At 64.5% G+C, this 22,155-nt stretch carries 24 protein-coding genes and 2 tRNA genes; 17 read left to right on the forward strand and 9 right to left on the reverse strand.

Annotated elements, in window-relative coordinates:
• Nucleotides 1–363, forward strand: a 363-nt coding sequence (locus tag RMO23_RS00760; protein WP_309678097.1) for an ATP-binding protein, incomplete at its 5' end; no start/stop codon positions are given.
• On the opposite strand, the gene RMO23_RS00765 is transcribed toward RMO23_RS00760, so the two are convergent.
• Both RMO23_RS00765 and RMO23_RS00770 read right to left on the reverse strand, forming a co-directional pair.
• Nucleotides 360–1,139 (reverse strand): DUF1223 domain-containing protein, encoded by a 780-nt coding sequence (locus RMO23_RS00765; protein ID WP_309678099.1) that lies wholly within the window; start codon nt 1,137–1,139, stop codon nt 360–362. The genes RMO23_RS00760 and RMO23_RS00765 overlap by 4 nt on opposite strands.
• Nucleotides 1,140–1,259: 120 nt before the next feature.
• Nucleotides 1,260–1,781, reverse strand: coding sequence for a hypothetical protein (locus RMO23_RS00770; RefSeq protein ID WP_309678100.1), 522 nt, complete (start codon nt 1,779–1,781; stop codon nt 1,260–1,262).
• Nucleotides 1,782–1,964: 183 nt separating this feature from the next.
• On the opposite strand from RMO23_RS00770, the gene RMO23_RS00775 reads away from it, so the two are divergent.
• The 4 genes from RMO23_RS00775 (at nt 1,965) to RMO23_RS00790 (ending at nt 6,844) form a co-directional block, all read left to right on the forward strand.
• Complete coding sequence (locus tag RMO23_RS00775) at nt 1,965–4,334, forward strand: Tex family protein (protein ID WP_309678101.1); 2,370 nt, start codon at nt 1,965–1,967, stop codon at nt 4,332–4,334.
• 136 nt (nt 4,335–4,470) lie between these two features.
• On the forward strand, nt 4,471–5,619 hold the full coding sequence (locus RMO23_RS00780) for a patatin-like phospholipase family protein (RefSeq protein WP_309678103.1): 1,149 nt from the start codon (nt 4,471–4,473) through the stop codon (nt 5,617–5,619).
• 3 nt (nt 5,620–5,622) lie between these two features.
• Nucleotides 5,623–6,291, forward strand: a complete 669-nt coding sequence (locus RMO23_RS00785; RefSeq protein WP_309678105.1) for a nucleoside/nucleotide kinase family protein — start codon at nt 5,623–5,625, stop codon at nt 6,289–6,291.
• 178 nt (nt 6,292–6,469) lie between these two features.
• Nucleotides 6,470–6,844 carry a nuclear transport factor 2 family protein gene (locus tag RMO23_RS00790; RefSeq protein ID WP_309678106.1) on the forward strand — a complete coding sequence of 125 codons (375 nt, stop codon included), beginning with the start codon at nt 6,470–6,472 and terminating at the stop codon, nt 6,842–6,844.
• A 39-nt stretch (nt 6,845–6,883) separates the two neighbouring features.
• Here the strand turns inward: RMO23_RS00790 and RMO23_RS00795 are convergent, their stop codons facing one another.
• The gene (locus tag RMO23_RS00795) at nt 6,884–8,029 is read right to left on the reverse strand and encodes an iron-containing alcohol dehydrogenase (RefSeq protein WP_309678107.1); all 1,146 of its coding nucleotides are present in this window, start codon (nt 8,027–8,029) and stop codon (nt 6,884–6,886) included.
• Nucleotides 8,030–8,199: 170 nt separating this feature from the next.
• On the opposite strand from RMO23_RS00795, the gene RMO23_RS00800 reads away from it, so the two are divergent.
• Nucleotides 8,200–9,165, forward strand: coding sequence for an alpha/beta hydrolase (locus RMO23_RS00800; protein WP_309678109.1), 966 nt, complete (start codon nt 8,200–8,202; stop codon nt 9,163–9,165).
• Nucleotides 9,165–10,022 (forward strand): YbgC/FadM family acyl-CoA thioesterase, encoded by an 858-nt coding sequence (locus tag RMO23_RS00805; RefSeq protein WP_309678150.1) that lies wholly within the window; start codon nt 9,165–9,167, stop codon nt 10,020–10,022. The genes RMO23_RS00800 and RMO23_RS00805 overlap by 1 nt, the downstream gene beginning before the upstream one ends.
• Here RMO23_RS00805 and RMO23_RS00810 read toward each other — a convergent pair.
• Both RMO23_RS00810 and RMO23_RS00815 read right to left on the reverse strand, forming a co-directional pair.
• The gene (locus RMO23_RS00810; protein WP_309678111.1) at nt 10,009–10,887 is read right to left on the reverse strand and encodes an NRDE family protein; all 879 of its coding nucleotides are present in this window, start codon (nt 10,885–10,887) and stop codon (nt 10,009–10,011) included. The two genes, RMO23_RS00805 and RMO23_RS00810, sit on opposite strands and share 14 nt — an antisense overlap.
• Nucleotides 10,888–11,029: 142 nt before the next feature.
• A complete protein-coding gene (locus RMO23_RS00815; RefSeq protein WP_309678113.1) occupies nt 11,030–11,983 on the reverse strand; it encodes a folate-binding protein in 954 nt (317 codons plus the stop codon).
• 85 nt (nt 11,984–12,068) lie between these two features.
• Here RMO23_RS00815 and mltG point away from each other — a divergent pair, with 85 nt between their 5' ends.
• The 8 genes from mltG (at nt 12,069) to RMO23_RS00855 (ending at nt 17,238) form a co-directional block, all read left to right on the forward strand.
• The gene (gene mltG, locus RMO23_RS00820; RefSeq protein ID WP_309678115.1) at nt 12,069–13,076 is read left to right on the forward strand and encodes an endolytic transglycosylase MltG; all 1,008 of its coding nucleotides are present in this window, start codon (nt 12,069–12,071) and stop codon (nt 13,074–13,076) included.
• A complete protein-coding gene (tmk, locus tag RMO23_RS00825; protein WP_309678117.1) occupies nt 13,073–13,771 on the forward strand; it encodes a dTMP kinase in 699 nt (232 codons plus the stop codon). The genes mltG and tmk overlap by 4 nt, the downstream gene beginning before the upstream one ends.
• Complete coding sequence (locus tag RMO23_RS00830; protein ID WP_309678119.1) at nt 13,768–14,850, forward strand: DNA polymerase III subunit delta'; 1,083 nt, start codon at nt 13,768–13,770, stop codon at nt 14,848–14,850. Before tmk ends, RMO23_RS00830 begins: the two co-directional genes overlap by 4 nt.
• An 82-nt stretch (nt 14,851–14,932) precedes the next feature.
• The gene (locus tag RMO23_RS00835) at nt 14,933–15,313 is read left to right on the forward strand and encodes a PilZ domain-containing protein (protein ID WP_309678120.1); all 381 of its coding nucleotides are present in this window, start codon (nt 14,933–14,935) and stop codon (nt 15,311–15,313) included.
• A 109-nt stretch (nt 15,314–15,422) separates the two neighbouring features.
• The gene (locus RMO23_RS00840) at nt 15,423–16,220 is read left to right on the forward strand and encodes a TatD family hydrolase (protein WP_309678122.1); all 798 of its coding nucleotides are present in this window, start codon (nt 15,423–15,425) and stop codon (nt 16,218–16,220) included.
• Nucleotides 16,217–16,888 (forward strand): ankyrin repeat domain-containing protein, encoded by a 672-nt coding sequence (locus RMO23_RS00845; protein WP_309678124.1) that lies wholly within the window; start codon nt 16,217–16,219, stop codon nt 16,886–16,888. Before RMO23_RS00840 ends, RMO23_RS00845 begins: the two co-directional genes overlap by 4 nt.
• 104 nt (nt 16,889–16,992) lie before the next feature.
• Nucleotides 16,993–17,069, forward strand: a tRNA-Pro gene (locus RMO23_RS00850).
• 92 nt (nt 17,070–17,161) lie between these two features.
• Nucleotides 17,162–17,238, forward strand: a tRNA-Arg gene (locus RMO23_RS00855).
• Nucleotides 17,239–17,244: 6 nt separating this feature from the next.
• Here RMO23_RS00855 and RMO23_RS00860 read toward each other — a convergent pair.
• Both RMO23_RS00860 and RMO23_RS00865 read right to left on the reverse strand, forming a co-directional pair.
• A complete protein-coding gene (locus RMO23_RS00860) occupies nt 17,245–17,724 on the reverse strand; it encodes a GAF domain-containing protein (protein ID WP_309678126.1) in 480 nt (159 codons plus the stop codon).
• Nucleotides 17,725–17,755: 31 nt separating this feature from the next.
• Nucleotides 17,756–17,953: a hypothetical protein gene (locus RMO23_RS00865; RefSeq protein ID WP_309678128.1), complete on the reverse strand. Its 198-nt coding sequence runs from the start codon at nt 17,951–17,953 to the stop codon at nt 17,756–17,758.
• A gap of 281 nt (nt 17,954–18,234) precedes the next feature.
• Here RMO23_RS00865 and RMO23_RS00870 point away from each other — a divergent pair, with 281 nt between their 5' ends.
• Nucleotides 18,235–19,251: a TRAP transporter substrate-binding protein gene (locus RMO23_RS00870; RefSeq protein ID WP_309678130.1), complete on the forward strand. Its 1,017-nt coding sequence runs from the start codon at nt 18,235–18,237 to the stop codon at nt 19,249–19,251.
• Between the two features lie 25 nt (nt 19,252–19,276).
• Here the strand turns inward: RMO23_RS00870 and RMO23_RS00875 are convergent, their stop codons facing one another.
• Complete coding sequence (locus tag RMO23_RS00875) at nt 19,277–19,981, reverse strand: glutathione binding-like protein (RefSeq protein WP_309678132.1); 705 nt, start codon at nt 19,979–19,981, stop codon at nt 19,277–19,279.
• A gap of 68 nt (nt 19,982–20,049) precedes the next feature.
• On the opposite strand from RMO23_RS00875, the gene RMO23_RS00880 reads away from it, so the two are divergent.
• Nucleotides 20,050–20,733, forward strand: a complete 684-nt coding sequence (locus tag RMO23_RS00880; RefSeq protein ID WP_309678133.1) for a hypothetical protein — start codon at nt 20,050–20,052, stop codon at nt 20,731–20,733.
• A 107-nt stretch (nt 20,734–20,840) separates the two neighbouring features.
• On the opposite strand, the gene RMO23_RS00885 is transcribed toward RMO23_RS00880, so the two are convergent.
• A complete protein-coding gene (locus RMO23_RS00885; protein WP_309678135.1) occupies nt 20,841–22,100 on the reverse strand; it encodes an acyl-CoA dehydrogenase family protein in 1,260 nt (419 codons plus the stop codon).
• Between the last annotated feature and the right edge of the window lie 55 nt (nt 22,101–22,155).

Genomic DNA, 22,155 nt, shown 5'->3' on the forward strand with positions numbered 1-22,155 from the left:
GTCATGCGCCATGCCCATGCCTCGTTGGTGGGGGTGGTGTTGCGCTATGTGCCGGAAACCCGCAGCCTGGTGCTGGAGGTGCGCGACAACGGCCACGGTATCGGGGGGGCTGGCAACGGTGCAAACGGCGGAAATGGTGCAAATGGCGGAAATGGCGCACGAACCGGCAGTGGCAAGGGCCTGCAGGGCATACGCCGCCGTGCCCAGCTTATAGGCGGGGAGCTGCTGATTTCAAGCAAACCCGGTGCCGGCACCCGGGTGCGGTTCACCCTGCCATTGGCAGAGTTTTCGCCGTGGCCTGAGCCGCATGCAACGGCGGGTTTTGCACAGCCAAGTCACGAGCAGGGAACCGTCAGCCCCTAGCTCGCGCATTGCAGGCTCAGCGCCTGCAGGGTGCTGCCGGTTTTGGGCTCAAACACCACCAGGTTGACCTGCCGCGCATGGCCCGGCGTGGGCGCAATGCTGCGAAAACCGAGTTTTTGCGGCGCTTGCGCATTGCCTTCAGCGGGTTTGTAGTCGCCCGCCGGTGTGTACTGGCGCACCACAAAGTCGTGCTTCAAGAACTCGCCCGCGTTTTCACCGGCCTGCACTTTGGAGTTGTGACCGTGTTCGGTTACCGTCCAGTAGGCCGACCAGGGGCCGGCGGGCGCTGCCGGGCCTGCGGAGATGGGCGTCACGGTGGCCTCGAACTGGTCCGGCCCCAATTGCTGCAGCGTGATGCGCGCACGGGCCGGTTCGGCCGGATTGGCCTGGCCGATCCGGTCTGGCCAGTTGTTCCATTGCGGCAGGTCCCTGCCATTGAGCACCGCCTGTGGCGTGTAGATGCTGCGCAGCTTGTTGCGGGCCGCCACGCTGCGTTGGCGCGTGGTGTAAGCCGGCGCGGCAAAGCGGTCAACCCAGCCGATGTAGTCCCAATAGCCGACATGAAAAGCCTGTACCACCACGCCCTTGCCTTTGAGCGATGAGGCCCATTGGTCGGCCGGCGGGCAGGAGCTGCAGCCCTCGGAGGTATAAAGCTCGACCACCGGCGTGATGCTGGCGCCGGACGTGGCGCTGCACTGGTTTTGCACGGCAAATGCGCTGCCAACCCTGAACAGAAGGGCGCAGACTGCTATGGTTTTTGAAGCGGTTGATGACATGCAAGGTCTCCAGAATGAAACCCCCGCCGCGCCAGGCCTGGAACGGCTTGCGGCAATCAGCCGGGGCTATCCCTTGGTCGCGGCCGCCAGGCCGTTCTTACAGGCAGCGCGGCCTGGCGCTCAGGCCAGTGGCGGTTTGAGGCCGTTGCGCACCGGGAACCCGGTGTTGATGCCGTCCGCTTCCAGCCGGTCCTGCAACTGGCCCAGGTAGGCGGCCGTGCTGTTGTCCGACTGCTCGATGCGGGTTAGCAGCGCCTGCTGCTGCAGGGCAAAGCGCTGCGTCAGCACCGCGCTGGCGGCGTTTTCGCGCTGCTGCGTGGCGACCGCCTGGGCTTCGAGGTAATTGCGCAGCTCGGTGAAACGCGAAGCCTCGGCCTTGTCGGCCAGCTCGCGCTGGGTGTTGAGCTCGCGGGCGTATTTGCGGGTTTCAATCAGGTTGCTGCTTTGCATGTACAGCGTGCTGGCCAGAAACACCACGGTAGCCACCACCAGCAGCAGCAGCATGACCAGGCCCAGCGACACCTGGATCGTTGTGAAGCCCAGGCTCAGCACACTGATACGGGTGAACTCGTCCACATTGAGGGCAACGAAGGCTGCCACCACGGCAATGGCGATAATGAAAAGAACGGTGCGTGCGCGCATGTCTGTTTCCCCGAAAACCTTGCAAAATTACGCCCCATTATCAGGTTTTTGGCCGTTTTCAAGCTGTGGGACAATGCCGTCCCTCAGCGTCGGTTCCGGCCTGTCCGCAGCGATTTGCATCTGTTTGTAAACGCCGGTTGTGGCCATTTTCTCCCACCCTCCAGACGAGAACCTCTTTTCCCCATGCAGAAAATCATTCGCCAGATTGCGGCAGAAATCAAAGTCAAGGAACACCAGATCAAGACCGCGGTGGAGCTGCTCGATGGAGGCGCCACCGTGCCCTTTATTGCGCGCTACCGCAAGGAAGCCACCGGCGGTCTCGACGACATCCAGCTGCGCGAGCTCGAGTACCGGCTCGGCTATCTGCGCGAGCTGGAAGAGCGGCGCGAAGCGGTGCTCAAAAGCATTGAAGAGCAGGGCAAGCTGACGCCCGAGCTGCGCGCGGCGATTGAGCTGGCCGCCACCAAGCAGGACCTGGAAGACCTGTATTTACCCTACAAGCCCAGGCGCCGCACCAAGGGCCAGATCGCGCGCGAAGCCGGCATTGAGCCGCTGGCCGACAAGCTGTTTGCCGACCCGTCGCGGGTGCCCGCTGACGAAGCCGTCGCCTTTGTCAAGGCCGAAAAGAATGAAAGCGGCGACGATTTCACCAGCGTGCAGGCCGTGCTCGACGGCGTGCGCGACATTCTGAGCGAGCGCTGGGCCGAAGACGCGGCGCTGGTGCAGTCGCTGCGCCACTGGCTCTGGAGCGAAGGGCTGTTCTCGTCCAAACTGGTGACGGGCAAGGACGAGAACCACGCCGACAACGCGAAATTCCGCGACTATTTCGACTATGACGAGCCGATTGGCCGCGTCCCTTCGCACCGCGCGCTGGCCGTGTTTCGCGGCCGCGGGCTGGAGATTCTGGATGCCAAGCTGGTCTTGCCGGTGCCGCCCGAAGCCGGTCAGCCCAGCATTGCCGAAGGCAAGATTGCGCTGCACCTGGGCTGGAGTCACAAGGCGCGTCCGTCCGATGATCTGCTGCGCAAATGCGTGGCCTGGACCTGGAGAGTCAAACTCAGCCTGTCGCTGGAGCGTGATTTGTTCACCAAGCTAAGGGAAGACGCCGAGAAAGTTGCCATCAAGGTGTTTGCCGACAACCTGCGCGATTTGCTGCTGGCCGCGCCGGCCGGCCCGCGCGTGGTGATGGGGCTGGACCCGGGCATTCGCACCGGCGTGAAGGTGGCGGTGGTCGACAGCACCGGCAAGCTGGTGGAAACCGCCACGGTGTTTCCGCACGAGCCGCGCAAGGACTGGGAAGGCTCGCTGCACACCCTGGGCAAGCTCTGCGCCAAACACGGCGTCAATTTGATCGCCATTGGCAACGGCACGGCCAGCCGCGAGACCGACAAGCTGGCGGCCGATTTGATCAAGCAGCTCGCCAAGCTCTCTGGAGAGGCAGAAATACAGAAAGTCGTCGTCAGCGAAGCCGGCGCCTCGGTCTATTCGGCCAGCGAATTTGCCAGCCAGGAAATGCCCGACGTCGACGTGAGCCTGCGCGGCGCCGCCAGCATTGCGCGCCGCCTGCAGGACCCGCTGGCCGAACTGGTCAAGATCGACCCCAAATCGATTGGCGTGGGCCAGTACCAGCACGACGTGAACCAGAGCGACCTGGCGCGCAGCCTGGACACGGTGGTCGAGGACTGCGTGAACAGCGTCGGCGTGGACCTGAACACCGCCAGCGTGCCGCTGCTGGCGCGTGTCTCGGGCCTGAGCCAGACCGTGGCCAAGTCGGTGGTGCGCTGGCGCGATGCCAACGGCGCGTTTGCCTCCAGGGCCGATTTGCTGAAAGTCACCGGCCTGGGCGCCAAGACTTTTGAGCAAAGCGCCGGCTTCTTGCGCCTGCGCGGCGGAACCAATCCGCTCGACATGACCGGCGTGCACCCCGAAACCTACGCGGTGGTGGAGAAAATCATGGCGCACACCGGCAAGCCGGTGGCCGAGCTGATGGGCCGCGCCGAGATGCTCAAAACGCTCAAACCCGAGCTGTTTGCCAACGAGAAATTTGGCGTCATCACCGTCAAGGACATCATTGCCGAACTCGAAAAACCGGGCCGCGACCCGCGCCCCGACTTCAAGGTGGCGCGCTTTAACGAGGGCGTGGAAGACATCAAGGATTTGAAGGAAGGCATGACGCTGGAAGGCACGGTCAGCAACGTGGCGGCCTTTGGCGCGTTCGTGGACATCGGCGTGCACCAGGACGGTCTGGTCCATGTGAGCCAGCTCGCCAACAAGTTTGTCAGCGACGCGCGCGAGGTCGTCAAGACCGGCGACATCGTCAAGGTGCGCGTGACCGAGATCGACGTGGCGCGCAAGCGCATCGGCTTGACCATGAAGCTCGACGCCGCACCGGCGCGCAAGGATGGCCCGCGCGACAATCGCTTTGAAGGCGCGCGGCCAGGCCAGCAAAACCGGAGCGGCGGGAACTATGGCGGGCAGCCCCGAGCCGCCCAGCCCGCCGCCTCCACCGCCATGGAGTCGGCCTTCAGCAAGCTGGCGGGGCTTAAAAAGTAGGCGCCGTCGCCGAAAAGACAGTCTGGCGTCGCGTTTCAGGGTCAAATCGGCATCCAGCCCAGGTAGAACGTGCGCCACCAGCTATAAAATTAATAGCAAACATTTCCTTGCACACCTTGTTCACAGCTTGCCAGCCATGAAAGCCCTTCGCCTCTACGCCGGCCCCAAGGCGCGCCAGCACATCGCCCGGCATGGCCTGCAGCCGCAAGACATTGGCGTGGTGCCTGGCGCCGCCGGCGGCCCCAAGGGCCTGATTCTGGGCGCGCTGGACCGCTTTATCTTTGGCGACTGGCTGGCGGCGTCAAACCACCCGGTACATCTGGTCGGCGCCTCGATAGGCGCCTGGCGCATGGCCACGGCCTGCCTGAACGACCCGGTGGCCGCGTTTGCGCGGCTGGAGCACGACTACATTCACCAGCACTACGAACTGCAACCCGGCCAGAAGCGCCCGAGCGCCGATTTCGTGAGCGAGCAGTTCGGCCAGAGCCTGCAACGCTTTTACGGCGGCCGGGTGCAGGAGGTCCTGAACCACCCACGCTACAAGCTGCACATCGTCACCTCGCGCGGCCGCCATGTGCTGGGGCGCGAACACAGGGTCGGCACGCCGCTGGGTTACCTGGGCGCATTCCTGACCAATGGGGTGCACCGCAAGGCCATGGGCGCCTGGCTCGAACGCGTGGTGTTTTCCAGCCAGAACGCCGCCTTGCCGTTTTCCACCAACGACTACCGCACGCGCCAGGTGCCGCTCGATGAAGCCAACTTTCAGCCGGCACTGCAGGCCAGCTGCTCGATTCCCTTTGTGCTGCGCTCGGTGCACAACATTCCGGGCGCGCCGCCCGGCGCCTACTGGGACGGCGGCATCACCGACTACCATCTGCACCTCAACTATGCTTCTGATTTGATAGCAGGATCCGCCCATGAATCGGGGGCTAGCGGCCAAAATGATACATTTTCCGGGGTACAGAGCCGAGCTGGCGCCGGCCTGGTGTTGTACCCGCACTTTCAGAAAGCGGTAGTGCCCGGCTGGCTCGACAAGAGCCTGAAATGGCGCCACAAGCCCACGCATTTCCTGGACAACATGCTGCTGCTGGCGCCCGACCCGGACTGGGTCAAGACCCTGCCCAACGGCAAGCTGCCCGATCGCACCGACTTCACCCGTTACGGCGCCGATTTGCAGGCCAGGGTGAAGGCCTGGAGCGCCGCGACGGCCGCCAGCACGCAACTGGTGGACGAATGGCAGGTCTGGCTGCGAAACCCCAACCTGCAGGCGCTGGAAAGCCTTTAAGCCATGATGCAAGCCCCATTGTTGAGCCAGCCTGTTGAGCGGCTGCTGACGCTTTTAAGCACCAGCGGCGCCCGCCGCCGCATTGTCGGTCTGGTGGGCCTGCCGGGTTCGGGCAAAAGCACGCTGGCGGCCCGGCTGGCGCAAGAGGTCAACGCGCAGGCCGGCGCGGGCACAGTGCTGGCGCTGGGCATGGATGGCTTTCACCTGACGCGGGCCGCGCTGCGGGCCATGCCCGACCCCACAGCGGCGCTGACCCGGCGCGGCGCCCCCTGGACCTTTGACCCGGCCGCGCTGGCCGCCCGGCTACGGTGTTTGCGCGATGCAGCACCGGATGCGGACGCCGCGCCCGTGAGCTGGCCCGATTTTGAACACGGCGTGGGCGACCCGGTGCAGGATGCCATCGTCATCGGGCCCGCCACCCGGCTGGTGCTGCTGGAGGGCCTGTACCTGCTGCATCGCACCGACGGCTGGAACCTGGCCGGCCTGCTCGACGAATGCTGGTACCTCGACGTGCCGCTGGAGCTGGCGCTGCAGCGGCTGACCGCCCGCCACATGGCCGCCTGGGGCCTGAGCCGCAGCCAGGCCCAGGCGCGCATTGCGGCCAATGACCGGCTCAACGCCGACATGGTGCTGCAGGGCAGCGTGCGGGCCGACTGGCGCGTGGCCGGCTAGCCCTGTAGCCCTGTAGCGAGCGAGCCGTCATGACGGCAGCAAGCATGCCGCTTACCGCCATTCAGGTGCGAATACCTTCTCCGCTGGGGTTGCAATGCCGCTGCTAGCATCAACACCGCAGCGCAGCCGTTTCAACGCGCCACCGCTGACACCATCACCCGAACCGAGGAAGCCTTCCATGAACCCGACAACCCACCCCGAAGAAGCCGCCGTGCGCGTGCCGCTTGAGCATTACCTGCGGGGCCACGCCACCGATGACGCCGCGCACATGCGCCAGGCCTTCATGCCGACGGCCCGCATCGAAAGCGTGCGCGAAGGCCCGCTGACGTCCTGGACGCTGGACCAGTATTGCCTGCGCTTCAAGGGGACGCCGGCCGCTGACGAGGCCACGCGCCGCCGCACGATTGACGCGATGGACATTGGCGGCACCGCGGCCAGCGCCAAGATCACGCTGGTGCACGGCGCGGTCACCTTCACCGACTACTTCGTGCTGCTCAAGACCGAGCAAGGCTGGAAGATCGCCAACAAGGCGTTTCACGCCCAGCCGGACTGAGCCTGCGCGCCGGCGCCGCCTCGCGCCCCGCGGACAGGCTTACATCGAAGCCTGCAGCATCTCGCGGTACTCGTCGGCGCTGGCCAGGCGCGGGTTGGTGCTGTGGCAGTGGTCGGCCAGCGCGCCCTTGATCACCGCGTCGAATTGGCCGGGCTGCACGCCCATCGCCGCCAGGCCGCTCGGCAGCCCCAGCCGCGCATTCATGCCCTGGATGGCCTCGGGGATGTCATTGCCCGAGGCCAGCCCCATGGCCCGGGCCATGCGGTCCAGGCGATGGTCTTTTTGCACCGATTCGGCCTGGGCGTTAAAGCGCACCACGGCCGGCAAAAACATTGCATTCAGCGTGCCGTGGTGCAGGCGCGGATCGACGCCGCCCAGGCTGTGGCTCAGCGAATGCACGCAGCCCAGGCCTTTTTGAAACGCCATCGCACCCTGCATCGACGCGCTCATGAGGTTCAGCCGCGCGTCCCGGTCAGCGCCGTTGCGCGTGGCGCGCTCGATATGCGCCCAGCCGCGCTCCAGCCCGTCCAGCGCGATGCCGTCGGCCGGCGGGTTGAAGGCGGCCGACATAAAAGTTTCCATGCAGTGCGCGATCGCATCCATGCCGGTGGCGGCGGTCAGCATGGCGGGCAGGCCCAGCGTCAGTTCGGGGTCGCAGATCGCGGTCTTGGGCACCAGATGCGACGAGTGAAAACCCAGCTTGCGGTGGTCGTCGACGATGAGGATGGCGCCGCGCGCTACCTCGCTGCCGGTGCCGCTGGTGGTGGGCACGGCAATCAGCGGCGCGGCGCTGGCGGTGATTTTGGCCGAGCCGCCTTCGATGGTGGCGTAGGTGGTCAGCGGGCCTTCATGCGTGGCGGCAATCGCCACGCCCTTGGCGCAGTCAATCGCCGAGCCGCCGCCGACGGCAATCAGGCCGTCGCAGCCACTTGACATGTACAGCGCCGCCGCCGCGCGCACCGCCGCTTCGGTCGGGTTCGAGGGTGTCTGGTCAAACACCGCCACCGCCATGCCGGGCAGGGCGTTCAGGGCGTCGAGCGCCTTTTGCAAAATGCCCGCCGCCTTGACGCCGGGGTCGGTCACGATCAGCGGCTTGCTGATGCCCACGCGCTCGCATTCCTGCCTCAGTAGCCGGATCGCGCCGAATTCAAACTGGACCTGGGTGATGTAATAGATGAAGGCCATGATCGCGGTCTTTGTGCAAGTGGAAGGAGGGGAGTGTGCCGGTTCGCGTTGTACGATGCTCTCGACTGTAGCGGCGGCGACGCGGCCAGTAGGGCCAAAAAACCCTCGCTCCGGTCACCTTGGTAATAGCCGCCCTTGCTGAATCGATGGTTTTCCTGCTTTTCTTTTTCATGCTCAACTCCTCACCCCACGCCCGACTGACCCCCGCCATGCAGGGCGTGATCAGCCGCATGGCGCGCGCCCGCCGCGCGCCGCTGCAAACCCTGAGCCCCGGCGAGGCTCGCGCCGCCTATGAAGCCGGCGCCGGCGTGCTCGAAATCGCCCGGCCCGCGCTGGCGCGGGTGCAAGACCTCAGCATTGCGGTGCGGGACGGTCAAAAAATAGCGGCTCGCCTGTACGCGCCGTCTGCCAGCCCATTGCCGGTGCTGCTGTACTTTCACGGCGGCGGCTTCACCATCGGCAGCCTTGACAGCCATGACGTGCTGTGCCGCCAGCTCAGCCATTTAAGCTGCTGCGCCGTGCTGTCGGTGGACTACCGGCTGGCGCCCGAGCACAAGTTTCCGACCGCCGCCAATGATGCCTGGGATGCCCTGCAATGGCTGGCCAGGCAGGCACATAGCCTGGGGCTGGATGGCTCGCGCCTGGCCGTGGGCGGTGACAGCGCGGGCGGCACGCTGGCAGCGGTGTGCGCCGTGCTGGCGCGCGATGCCGGTTTGCCGCTGGCGCTGCAGCTGCTGATTTACCCCGGCTGCGCCGCGCGGCAGGACACGCCTTCGCACCGCCGCTTTGCCGAGGGCTTTGTGCTCGAAGAGGCCCAGATCAGCTGGTTTTTTGCGCAGTATGTGCGCAGCCCGGCCGACCGCGACGACTGGCGCTTTGCACCGCTCAACACGCCCGACGTGGACGACGTGGCCCCGGCCTGGGTCGGCCTGGCCGAATGCGACCCGCTGGTGGACGAGGGCGTGATGTACGCCGACAAGCTGCGCGCCGCCGGCGTGCCGGTGGATCTTGAAATCTACCGTGGCGTGACGCACGAGTTCATCAAGATGGGCCGCATCATCCCCGAAGCGCGCCAAGCCCATGCCGATGCGGCGCGGGCGTTGCGGCTGGCTTTTAACCTGATGGCTTCAACATGATGAAAAGACCGGACTTTCGCTTTTTTCACCGCCTTCGGGTGCGCTGGGCCGAGGTGGACATGCAGAAAATCGTGTTCAACGCGCACTACCTGATGTATTTTGACGTGGCCATGACCGACTATTGGCGCGCCTTGGGCCTGCCTTACGAAGAGGCGATGCAGCAACTCGGCGGCGAGGTTTACCTGAAGAAAGCCAGCGTCGAGTTCCACGCGTCGGCGCAATTCGATGACCCGATCGAGGCGGCGCTGCAATGCACGCGCGTGGGCAATTCGTCCCTGCTTTTTTCGGGTGCGATTTTCAGGGACCAGGCACTGCTTGTCAGTGGTGAGCTGGTGTATGTATTTGCCGACCCTTCAACCCAAACCGCCAGGCCCGTGCCGGATGCGCTGCGCAGCCTGCTGGTCCGCTTTGAGGCCGGCGAAGCGGTGATGGACATGCAAACCGGTGACTGGGCCTGCCTGGGCGCCGACGCCTCGAAGCTGCGCGCCGCCGTGTTTGTGCAGGAGCAGGGCATTGCGCCCGAGATGGAGTCGGACCCGGTCGACGCCACGGCCCTGCATGCCGTGGCGTACAACGGACTGGGCCAATGCATCGCCACCGGGCGGCTGCTGCAGCACGCCAGCGGGGTGGGCAAGATAGGCCGCATGGCCGTTCACCGGGCGCTGCGCGGCTGCGGCGTCGGCCAGCAAGTCCTGCACGCCTTGATGGCGGCCGCCAAAAGCCGGGGTGATGCCGAAGTCATGCTGTACGCCCAGCAAGGCGCCCAGGGTTTTTACCAGCGCCAGGGGTTTACGCCGCGCGGTGAGCCTTTTGAAGAGGCGGGCATCGCGCACATCGAGATGTTCAGGCGGCTTTAAAGGCCACGCCGGCGGCGCCGAGGGGCTGCAGCGCAAAAGACTCGGTCGCTACCGGCGAATGCCTCGATGCCGGTCGACTGGCGTCATGGCCCGTGCGCGCATGCGTTCGCTCCTCCATGTGCACCTGCCACGAGCCGGGGTCCGGGTCTGCCGCGCTGGCCAGCAGCAACGTGCTGCAGCGCGTGCCATAGCCGCGTTCGGGCAAATCGACAAAGGCGCTGGACAGGCCTTCTTCCAGTTCCAGCGGCACGCCGGTAGACGGCAGCTGCTGGCGCGACGCGCGTTGCCGGCTGGCCAGGGCGTTCCACAGCGCTATTTGCAGCGTTTGCGCCGTACCGGTCAGGTTGTCTGCCAACACCTGTTTCAGCGCGCGGGTTTTGGGCCAGGGCGTGTCCATCGCGGCATTCGACAAGCCGTAAATGCCTGCCGGCAAAGGCCGGGTCTGCCAGCCCGATGCAGCGGTGCCTGCCAGGTTGCTGACCCAGGCCCAGGTTTGGCGCTGAAGGTCGCCCAGCACCAGGTTAAAGCCGCCGTAAGCCTTGCTGTCCGGCCCGAGCCCATCGATAAAGTCGTCTGCGCCAAGGTCTTGCGCCAGCCAGCGTGTCACCAGATCGCCTCTGGACCATGGCGCGGCCTGCGGCTGCCCCTGCCGCACATTGGTGACAAAAGCCACCCGACCGCCGGGCGTGATGCCGAGCCAGCTGCCACCGGCGCGCAGGTCGCGGCCCGAAATAATGGTCTGTCCGCTGCCGGCTTGCCAGCGCGCCAGCGGCAGCGTGGGCCGGTCGAAGAACTCATCGCGGTTGGCCGCAATCACCAGCGGCCAGCGGGCCGAGGCGTTGATGGCGAACGCAATCAGGCACATCTATAAGCCCCCACGCTCGTCACTTCGTGTACTTCGCTGCCCCCGAGGGGGCTGCTGCGCCTGCGGCCCGGCAAAGCCGGTTCCGCGGCCCTTGCTGGTGTGGAGAGCAAACCCCCACGCTTTTCACTGCGTGTGCCGCGCACTAGATGTCTTCCAGCAAGGGGTAGGGCAGTGGCAGCAGCGTCAGGGCCGCGCCGGTACTGCTTCCCAGCGTGAGGGGGACTTGACTGGCATCAGCGGCGGCCGAGGTCTGCATCGACACGATCGCATCAAACCCGCCCGCCGGGTTGGCGGCGGCGGCGGCCACCAGCCCGCAGGGTTGCTCGGCGTCCGAGGCATGAAAAACCTCTTGCCCCACGGCCGGCGTGCCCTCTGTGTGCACCAGGTAGGCGCGGCGCTTGAGCGTGCCGCGAAACTGGCTGCGCGCCACGATTTCCTGGCCGGGGTAGCAGCCCTTTTTGAAATTGACGCCGCCCACCGATTCGTAGTTGAGCATCTGCGGCACAAAGGCTTCAAAAATCGGCTGGGTGATCATCGCAATGCCCGACTGCACGGCCAGCCACTGCCACTGCTCAATCGCCAGCGGCGGGCCTGCGGGCGGCGGTGTGCCCGCCGGCGCGCACCGCAGCGCGCGCGCCTGGCCGGCGCCGGGGACCAAAAATACCAGGTTTGCAGCATCAATATCGGCTTTGGTCCAGGCAGGACTTGCCGCACCAGCTATCAATTCAATAGCACTGCCAACCAGGCCATGCAGCGCAAAGTCGGCCGTTGCATCGCTGAGTTTGGCCTTGGCGCGCAGCACAAACATGGACAGACGCTTGAGCGTGGCCGCCAGAATGTCGCGGCTGCAGACCAGCAACACCTCGTCTTCAGCACGCTTGAACATGACAAAACTGGCCTGCATGCGGCCCTTGGCATTGCAAAAAGCCGCCAGCCGCGCTTCAGACGGGCCGAGCAGGGCCACGTCCTGCGTCAGCTGGCCCTGCAAGAATGTGACGGCGTCTTCGCCCAGGGCGCGAATCACGCCCAGGTGGGTCAGTTCGGTCACGCCGGAAATCGTGGCGGCCAGGTCGGTCGCGGTGCGGGGCAGGGTCATGAGGCGGTTCGCAGTGGTTGGGTGAATGGCCTGAATTATCATAGCCATCCGGCATGGGGTCGGGTTCTTGAAAGGTAGCCGGGTTGTGCGTCGTGTCTTTACCAGTTTGCTGATACTCGTGTTTGCCGCGGCCCTGCTGCTGTTTGGCGCGGCCCTGTGGTGGCTGCACGAACCGATGAAGCTGCGCCTGCCGCCGGGCAGCCAGGTGGCCGACCTGTCGATTGAGCCCGGCACCTCGGCCGATGGCGTGGCCGAAGCGGTGGTGGCCAGCGGTGCCAATGTGCCGGTGCTGCTGCTGCAGGCCTGGTTTCGTTTTTCGGGGCAGGCCCGGCAGATCAAGGCCGGCAGCTATGAGCTGGTGCCCGGCACCACACCGCGCAAACTGCTGAGTATGCTGGTGCGCGGCGAGGAAACCCTCAGAAGCTTCACCCTGGTCGAGGGCTGGAATTTCCGGCAGGTGCGTGCAGCGCTACAAAAATCAGAGCAGCTGGTGCCTGATACGCTTGGGCTGGAGCCCGAAATCATCATGCAAAAGCTGGGCCGGCCGGGGCTGCACCCGGAAGGCCGCTTCTACCCCGACACCTACAGCTACGCCAAGGGCAGCAGCGACCTGGCCCTGCTCAAGCGCGCCGCCCGCGCCATGGACAAGCGCCTGGAGGCCGCCTGGGCGCTGCGCAGCCCCGATTCGCCGCTCAAAACGCCCGAGCAGGCGCTGATTCTGGCCAGCATTGTCGAAAAAGAGACCGGCAAGGCCTCAGACCGGCCGCAAATTGGCGGCGTGTTCAGCAACCGGCTGCGCCTGGGCATGCTGCTGCAGACCGACCCGACCGTGATTTACGGGCTGGGCCCACAGTTTGACGGCAACCTGCGCAAGCGCGACCTGCTGGCCGACACGCCCTACAACACCTACACCCGCGCCGGTCTGCCGCCGACGCCAATCGCCATGCCCGGCAAGGCCGCCTTGCTCGCCGCCGTGCAGCCGGCGCCCACCCAGGCGCTGTATTTTGTGGCGCGCGGAGACGGCAGCAGCCACTTCAGCGCCAGCCTCGACGAGCACAACCGCGCCGTCAACACCTATCAGCGAGGCAAATGAGCAACATGCACGCCACCATGCACGGCCTTTTCATCAGTTTTGAAGGCATAGACGGCGCCGGCAAATCGACCCATATCGCGGCTCTGGCCGAGGCCTTCAGGGCCCAGGGCAGGGCCGTGACCCTGAGCCGCGAACCGGGCGGCACGCCGCTGGCCGAGAAGCTGCGCGCCCTGTTTCTCAACGATGCCATGGACCCGCTGACCGAGGCGCTGCTGATTTTTGCCGCCCGGCGCGACCATCTGGTCAGCGTGATTGCGCCGGCGCTGCGGCGCGGCGACGTGGTGCTGTGCGACCGCTTCACCGACGCCACCTTTGCCTACCAGGGGGCAGGGCGCGGCTTTGACATGAAGCTGCTGGCCACGCTGGAGCAATGGGTGCAGGCCGACGAAGGGCTGCTGGGCGACCCGGCCGGCAACCAGCCGATGAAGCCCGAGGTCGAAACCGTGATTGAGCCGCATCTGACCCTGTGGTTTGACCTGCCCGCCGAGGAAGCCGCGCTGCGGCTGGCCGGCGCGCGCGTGCCCGACAGGTTTGAAGCGCAGCCGGTGGAGTTTTTTCGCCGCGTGGCCCAGGGCTATGCCGACCGCCAGCGGGGCCACCCCGAGCGTTTTGCCCGGATTGACGCGTCGCAACCCCGTGACGCCGTCTGGCAGGCGGTGCGCCAGCTGTGTGTGGCCAAAGGCTGGCTGGCATGAGCGACCCCGGCAACGCCCATCCGCTCGCGCCCTGGCTGCAAACCCAGCTGGAAAGCCTGCTGGCCCAGCGCGGCCACGCCTGGCTGCTCAGCGGCCCGTCGGGCCTGGGCCAGTTTGAGCTGGCGCTGGCGCTGGCCCGCGCCTGGCTCTGCGAGCAGGCCACGCCGCAGGGCGCCTGCGGCCACTGCGGCAGCTGCCACGCGGTGGCGGTGCACACCCATGCCGACCTGTGCATGCTGATGCCCGAAACCCTGTCGCTGGAACTGGGCTGGCCGCTGGATGAGAAAACCCAGGACGACCTGGACAGCAAGAAGCGCAAACCGAGCAAGGAAATCAAGGTCGATGCGGCGCGCGAAGCCGTCTCCTTCACCCAGTTCACGCGCTCGCGCGGCAGCACCAAGGTGGTGCTGGTGTTTCCGGCCGAGCGCATGAACAACATCACCGCCAACACCTTGCTCAAAACGCTGGAAGAGCCGCCCGGCGCCGTCAAGTTCATTCTGGCCACCGAAGCCGCCCACCAGCTGCTGCCCACCATTCGCAGCCGCTGCCTGGGCCACACCATGGTCTGGCCCGATTTTGAACTGGCGCTGGGCTGGCTGGCGAATGAAACCGCTCGCCAGGACGACAGCGACGGCGATGGCAAGGCCAGGAGAGCCGCTCGCCGGCCCGAGCCCGCCGATCTGCACACGCTGCTGGTGGCCGCCGGTGGCCGCCCGGCCGATGCGCTGGCCTGGGCGCAAGGCGTGGCCCCGGCCGAAGCCGCCCGGCACTGGCAGGCGCTGCCCAAGGCAATGGCGCGGGGTGATGTCAGCGCGCTGGCCAACTGGGCGCCGGCGCAGGCGGTGGATGCGCTGCAAAAGCTTTGCCACGATGTGCTGGCCGTCAAAATGGGCGCGGCGCCGCGCTTTTTTGACGCCAGGGATATCGGCCCGGCCACCGGGACCGGCGGCCTGTATGCGCTGGCCAGCTGGTCCAGGGAGCTGGCCGCCACCGCCCGCACGGTAGAGCACCCCTACAACCCAGGCCTGATGCTCGAAGCCCTGGTCAGCCGCGCCCGGTGGGCACTCAATGCCCAATAAGCATTGAATAGGCACGCAAGCCACACTGATTCAATCAGCTGATTGACACAACAAGCCACTCAGCCGATAAACTAGCCTCCTTATGAGTACATTGCCCGCGCCCCTCGCCAAGACAGCCGCCACCGCCCGGCCCAGCGTGGTGCAACTGGCCATCAAGGAAAAGGCCGCGCTCTACGCCGCCTACATCCCGCTGTTTGTGGAAGGCGGCGTGTTCATCCCGTCCACCCGCGAATACAAGCTGGGCGATGACATCTACGTGCTGCTGACCCTGCCCGAGGACAGCCAGCGCTACCCGGTGGCCGGCAAGGTCGCCTGGGTCACCCCGGCACGCGCCGCCGGCAACCGCACCCAGGGCGTGGGTGTGCGTTTTCCGTCCGACGAAAAATCGCACCAGCTCAAGCTCAAGATCGAAGAAATTCTGGGCGCGCACCTGGCCTCGGACCGGCCGACGCAAACCATCTAGCCTTGTGGTGGTTCGGTCCCAGGACCGGCTTGCTATTATTTTCATAGCTGCTAATGCCTGTTGTTATTGGGCTAGCACGCTTTTTTACCCCTAAATACCGTTTTTTTGCATGTTCACCGACTCCCATTGCCATTTGAGTTTTCCGGAACTGCAGGCGCAGCTGCCGCAAATCCGCCGCGCCATGCAGGACGCCCAGGTCGACCGCGCCCTGTGCATCTGCACCACGCTGGAAGAGTTTGCATCCGTTCACGCGCTGGCCACCAGTTACGACAACTTCTGGTCCACCGTCGGCGTGCATCCCGACAACGAGGACGTGCAGGAGCCCAGCCTGGACGACCTGCTTGAGCGCGCCCGCCTGCCCAAGGTGGTTGGCATCGGCGAAACCGGGCTTGACTACTACCGGCTCGGCGAGCGCAGCGTGGCCGACATGGAATGGCAGCGCGAGCGCTTTCGGGTGCATATCCGCGCCGCCCGCCAGACCGGCAAGCCGCTGGTCATCCACACCCGCAGCGCCTCCGAAGACACGCTGGCAATTTTGAAGGAAGAGGGCGGCGAGGCCGGTACGGCGGGGCAGGCGACCGGGGTTTTTCACTGCTTTACCGAAACCCAGGCGGTGGCCCGGGCCGCCCTCGACCTCGGTTTTTACATTTCGTTTTCGGGTATCCTGACCTTCAAAAGCGCGGCCGACCTGCGCGAAGTGGCCCGCTTTGTTCCGCTCGACCGCATGCTGATAGAGACCGACAGCCCCTACCTGGCCCCGATGCCGCACCGCGGCAAAACCAACAACCCGTCTTACGTGCCGCTGGTGGCGCGGCAGATTGCCGACCTCCAGCAGCAAAGCCTGGAAACCATTGCCGAGGCCACCAGCCGCAATTTTGAACGGCTCTTTACCGGAGTTCTGGCATGACGATAAACCTCATAAATCACTTTAAAAAACTCATATACCTGATTGTTTTTGCTGGAGTTTCATCGGCAAGCGCGGGCTCGTATGAGGATTTTTTCAACGCCATCAAGCAGGATGACGCCAAGACCGTCAAGGCGCTGCTGACCCGTGGTTTCGATGCCAACACGCCCGACCCGAAGGGCTTGAACGGGCTCTACCTGGCCCTGCGCGAACCGGCACTCAAGACCGCCCAGGTGCTGATCGACTGGCCCAAGACCGATGTCAATGTGCTCAACGCCAAGGGCGAAAGCGCGCTGATGCTGGCCGCGCTCAAGGGCCACCAGGATCTAGCCGAGAAACTGATCAAAAAAGGCGCCGACGTCAACAAGACCGGCTGGACGCCACTGCACTACGCCGCCAGCAGCGGCCATCTGGCCATGATCAGCCTGCTGCTGGAAAACAGCGCCTACATCGATGCCGAGTCACCCAACCGCACCACGCCGCTGATGATGGCGGCCATGTACGGCACGCCGGCGGCCGTCAAACTGCTGCTGCAAGAGGGCGCCGATACCCAGCTTAAAAATCAGCAGGGCCTGACCGCCTTGCAGTTTGCCCAGCGCGCCAACCGCGGCGATGCCGCCGAAGCCATTGCCGCCTCGGTACGCAGCAAGCGGCCGGCCGGGCAGTGGTAGCGAGGTCCGGGGCAATTGTTCACCAGGCGCCTTGGCACAGCGGTAAAAAAATGGGCGCCAAGCCAAAAAACAGCGGGCGAATCGGGCTATAATATTTGACTAGTCGGAGTGTGGCGCAGTCTGGTAGCGCACCTGGTTTGGGACCAGGGGGTCCAAGGTTCGAATCCTTGTACTCCGACCAAGAATCCATTAAAAAAGCTCACTTTGTGGGCTTTTTTTATATCTGCGTTAAATTCCGGGGGTGTCCTGATCATGGATTCCCGGGTTTTTCATCTGCCCGTAGCTCAGTCGGATAGAGCATCAGCCTTCTAAGCTGAGGGTCGGGGGTTCGATCCCCTCCGGGCAGGCCAATTGGATCACGCAGGATCCGGTCTTTGCCCGATCAATTCAATCACCGCCGCCGCCAGCGTCTGCATTTGCGCAATCTGTGCGGCCGACACTTTACGCGGCTGCACGTCGTAGGCACAGAGCGTGCCCACGGTGTGGCCATCAATCGCCAGCCGCGCGGCGGCATAAAAGCGGATAAACGGCTCTCCCACCACAAACGGATGACTGGCAAAGCGCGGGTCGCTGGCCGTGTCTTCGGCCACGATCACATCGTCGGAGCTGTTGAAAAAGGCTTCGCAAAAAGACGTTTCTGCCGGTGACTCCTGGTTGGGCAAGCCGACGCAGGACTTGAACCAGTCGCGCTTTTCATCAAGCAGATTGACGATGGCAATAGGCACTTCCAGGCTGCTGGCCAGCAGGCGGGTGATGTCGTCGTAGGCACGTTCGCTGGACGAGTCAAGAATGAGGTGCTTGCGCAACTCGGCCAGGCGGGCGGGATCATTTCGCATGGCGCCAGTGTAGTAGCAATGGCCAAAGACCCTATTCGTCCCCGGGCAACGCGGCACCGACCGCCTTGCCGGTGATCGAGACCACGCCAAGCGCGGCATCGGCTACCAGACCTACCGACTTCACGGCCACCGTGCCCACCGTGTCGGCCACGGCCAGCACCGTGCAGCCCTGCAGTGCCAGCGTTGCCAACAGCGCCACGGCCAGAAAAAGTTTTGAAGAATATTCCAAAGCGCTGTCTCCCATGGGGGTTACGTTTCCCTGGTGAATACTCGGCACCAGCATGCCGAGTTGCCCGTCGGGGCGCGTGTGGTGAAGGTCGCCAGCCGTGCAAGCACGCAAAAAATGCCTACGTCGTCGACAGTGTAGCGGTTGCAGGCGAGGAGTTTGCCGGCTGGCCATCGTCGAGGTAAGCCCGCATTTTTGGTCAGGCAGCTTTTACTTTTATCGACATTGTTGTTGACCATGATGTTTACTCTAATGTTGAACATAATCAATAACGAGGGACGCCCGTGAGAACTTCCATGACCTGGCCCGGCCGATTCACGTTATTCAGGCTGCTGCCGGTCTGGCTGGCCCCGCTGCTGCTGCTTGCCAGCGCCACCGTCTCCGCGCAAGCCCTGCGCATTGCCGGTAACTTTCCAGCGAACCATTCAAGCAGCCTGGCAATGGCCCAGTTCAAGCTGGACGTTGAAAAAGCCTCCTCGGGAGAGTTCCAGATCGGCGTCTTCCCGGCCATGCAACTGGGCAGTGCCCAGGACAACGTGGATCAGGTGCGTAGCGGCAAACTCTTCATGACCTGGATTGCGACCGCCTACCTGTCGCGCTCGGTGCCCGAACTTTCGGTGCTGAGCATTCCTTTTCTGTTTCCGGACCGCCAGGTCGCCTTCAAGGTGGTTGACGGCAAGGTCGGGTTGATGCTCAAGGACAAACTCAAGGCCACTGGCCTTTTGCCGCTGGGCTTCATGGAGCTGGGGGCGCGCCAGCTGACCAGCAGCCAGCGGCCCATCCGCTCGATCACTGACCTGAAGGGGCTGAAAATCCGCCTTCAGCCCGACGAAATTCATATTGCGACGTTTCAGGCGCTAGGCGCCAGCCCGGTGAAGATGGATATCAAGGAGGTCTATGGCGCGCTGCAAACGGGTGCGCTGGACGCGCAGGAAAACCCCTTCGCCGTGATCCGGGATCGAAACTTCGACCAGGTGCAGAAGCATCTGACCAACAGCGCGCATTTCTTTGACCTGATCGTGCTGGTCGCGAACCGGCAGGCGTTCGAAGGGCTGAAGCCGGAGCACCAGAAAATCATTCAGCATGCGCTCAGCAAGGCGGTGATGGCGCAGCGGGCCTCGGCCGCCGCCGAGGATATCGGGGCCATCGTGGAGTTGGGGAATCGGGGCATGAGGTTTGAGCCGGTGCGGCCCTCGTTCCGCGCGGAAATGCGCAAGGCGACGGAAAGCGTGACCGACAGCGTTCGCCAGAAGGCCGGCGCCGAGCTGGTACAAGCCACCCTGGACGCCGCCTCGAAATAACGGGCGCTGGCAGGGGCTGGCGCCACTAATGTCTTGCGTACTGCGTCTTGCCAAACAGGATGTCGCGCTCCTTGTCGCCGGTGAGGGGGCGGCGCAGGCCGGCCAGTACCTGCACGCCGCGCTGCACCGCCGGGCGCGCGCCGACGAGGTCGAACCATTTTTTCAGATGCGGGTAATCGGCCCAGTCGATGCCCTGGTTTTGCCAGCTGCGCAGCCAGGGAAAGATCGCGACATCGGCGACGGTGTACTGGTTGCAGGCGATGAATGTGTGCGTTGCCAGTTGCCGGTCCATCACGCCGTACAGCCGTTTGGCCTCGTTGCTGTAGCGCGCAACGGCATAGTCAATCTTTTCGGGCGCGTACATGCGAAAGTGATGCGCCTGGCCCAGCATCGGCCCCACACCGCCCATCTGGAACATCAACCACTGCAACACCTGAAACTTGAGCCGGTCGGTTTTTGGCAGCAGTTTGCCGGTCTTGGCCGCCAGATAGAGCAGGATGGCGCCGGATTCAAACAGCGCCATCGGTTTTCCGTCGGGGCCCTGCGGGTCGACCAGCGCCGGAATCTTGTTGTTGGGGCTGATCGCGAGAAACTCGGGCGTGAACTGGTCGCCGCTGCCGATGTTGATGGGCAGGGCTTCCCAGTCACGGCCCAGGCGCAGGCCGCATTCTTCAAGCATGATGTGAACCTTGTGGCCATTGGGCGTGGGCCACGAATAAACCTTGATCATTGTTGTTTCCTTTATTACGATGACTTACCGCGATCGCGCATTCAACCCGCAGGAGGAATCCCAAACCCATGTTTGACCGGCTCAAAACCTCGATTGCGCAAGGCAAAATCGCAGTGACGCGCTCGCACGCCAACAGGGACGTTGCGCAGTGGGCCGCCGCGCAGGGTTTCCTGTGTACTGTAGCCGCTGAAGGCAAGGGCTTTGGCCTGACCGGTGAGGTGGGCGACAAGCCCTGGAAAATGGAGTGCGGCAGCGCTTCGCGCGACTACATTCGCGGGCGTGAACTGAGGGCTCGCGCCGAGTTGCGAATCAAGGAAGACGTGTCGGTGGTGATCATGAATCGCTCCCTCAAGGAGGTGCTGGAAAAGCGTGCCTACGAAAGCTATACCGACACCCTTCAAACCGCCGCTGCCGTGAACCTTACCGAAGAGATGCGCTGGCTGGCCATGTACCCCGAAGTCGGCTGGGACGGCCCGCCGCAGCCATTTTGGAACCGTTACGCCGTGATGGCCGAGCACAGCCATCACGCCGCCGACTGGCTGGACCCGCTACTGGCCGAGCTGCTGCTGTCATGGCCACAGCCGGGGCCGGATGCGCAGGTGCCGGTCATGCTGATGCTGCTGCGCGGCAAAGCCTATTTGCGCATGCAGTACACGCCCGCCGACCTGCCGACGCTGGCGCATGCGACCCACATCTTCACCCGCGCCTGCCAGTCGGCCATTGACCGGCTGTCGACCGACCTTGCGATCTGATTTGCTCTGGTTTTATTGAAAAAAGGCCGTAGCCCATATAAAACGGGTGCCAGCAGCTATCAAATTAATAGTGCCAACGCCCGCGCAATACGTCATGGCCAGCAAGCTCAGCTGCCGCGCGTCACCGGCATCTCGACCTCACCCGGCATCAGCAAATGCTTGGCCAGTTCCAGCTTGGCCAGCGAGGCGCGATGCACCTCGTCCGGGCCGTCGGCCAGGCGCAGGGTGCGCTGGCTGGCGTAGGCATAGGCCAGTGGAAAATCGTCCGACACACCGCCGCCGCCATGGGCCTGAATCGCCCAGTCGATGATCTGGCAGGCCATGTTGGGCGCCACCACCTTGATCATCGCAATTTCGGCCTTGGCGACCTTGTTGCCCACGGTGTCCATCATGTAGGCGGCCCTGAGCGTGAGCAGACGCGCCTGGTCGATCATGCAGCGGGCATCGGCAATGCGTTCTTCCCAGACCGACTGGCGCGCCACCGGCTTGCCAAACGCGACGCGGCTGTTCAGGCGTTTGCACATCAGTTCCAGCGCGCGCTCGGCAATGCCAATGCTGCGCATGCAGTGGTGAATCCGTCCGGGGCCAAGCCGGCCCTGGGCAATTTCAAAGCCCCGGCCTTCGCCCAGCAGCAGGTTGGCTGCAGGCACCCGCACATTGGTCAGGCGAACTTCCATGTGGCCATGCGGCGCGTCGTCGTAGCCAAACACGCTCAGCGGGCGGATCACCGTGATGCCCGGCGAGTTGGCCGGCACCAGAATCATGGATTGCTGCTCGTGACGACCGGCGTCGGGGTTGGTTTTGCCCATGACGATGTAGATGGCGCAGCGCGGGTCGCCGGCGCCGGATGACCACCATTTGAGGCCGTTCAGCACATAGTCGTCGCCGTCGCGCCGGATGCTGCACTGGATATTGGTGGCGTCGGACGAGGCGACCTCGGGCTCGGTCATCAAAAAGGCTGAGCGGATCTCGCCCTTGAGCAGCGGCTCCAGCCACTGGTCCTTGTTGGCCTCCGAGCCGTAGCGGGCAATGGTTTCCATGTTGCCGGTGTCGGGCGCCGAGCAGTTGAAGACCTCGGCGGCAAAGGGCACGCGGCCCATGATTTCGCACAGCGGCGCGTATTCGAGATTCGACAGGCCCTCGGGCGCGCGCGGCGAGTGCGGCAAGAACAGGTTCCACAAGCCGGCCGCGCGCGCCTTGGGCTTGAGTTCTTCAATGATGGCGGTGGGTATCCAGGCGTTGCCCTTGGCGCGGTTTTCGGCGATTTCCCGAAAGAATCGGGCCTCGTTGGGGTAAACATGCGCGTCCATGAACTTCAGCAGGCGGGCCTGCAGTTCCTGTACTTTGGGGGTGTAGCTGAAGTCCATGAAATCTCCTGACGGGTGAAATGAGCGGGGGGTTGAAAAATCGATTCGGCTGGGC

The organism is Polaromonas sp. (genome assembly GCF_031411155.1).
In the GTDB taxonomy this organism is placed as follows: domain Bacteria; phylum Pseudomonadota; class Gammaproteobacteria; order Burkholderiales; family Burkholderiaceae_C; genus Polaromonas.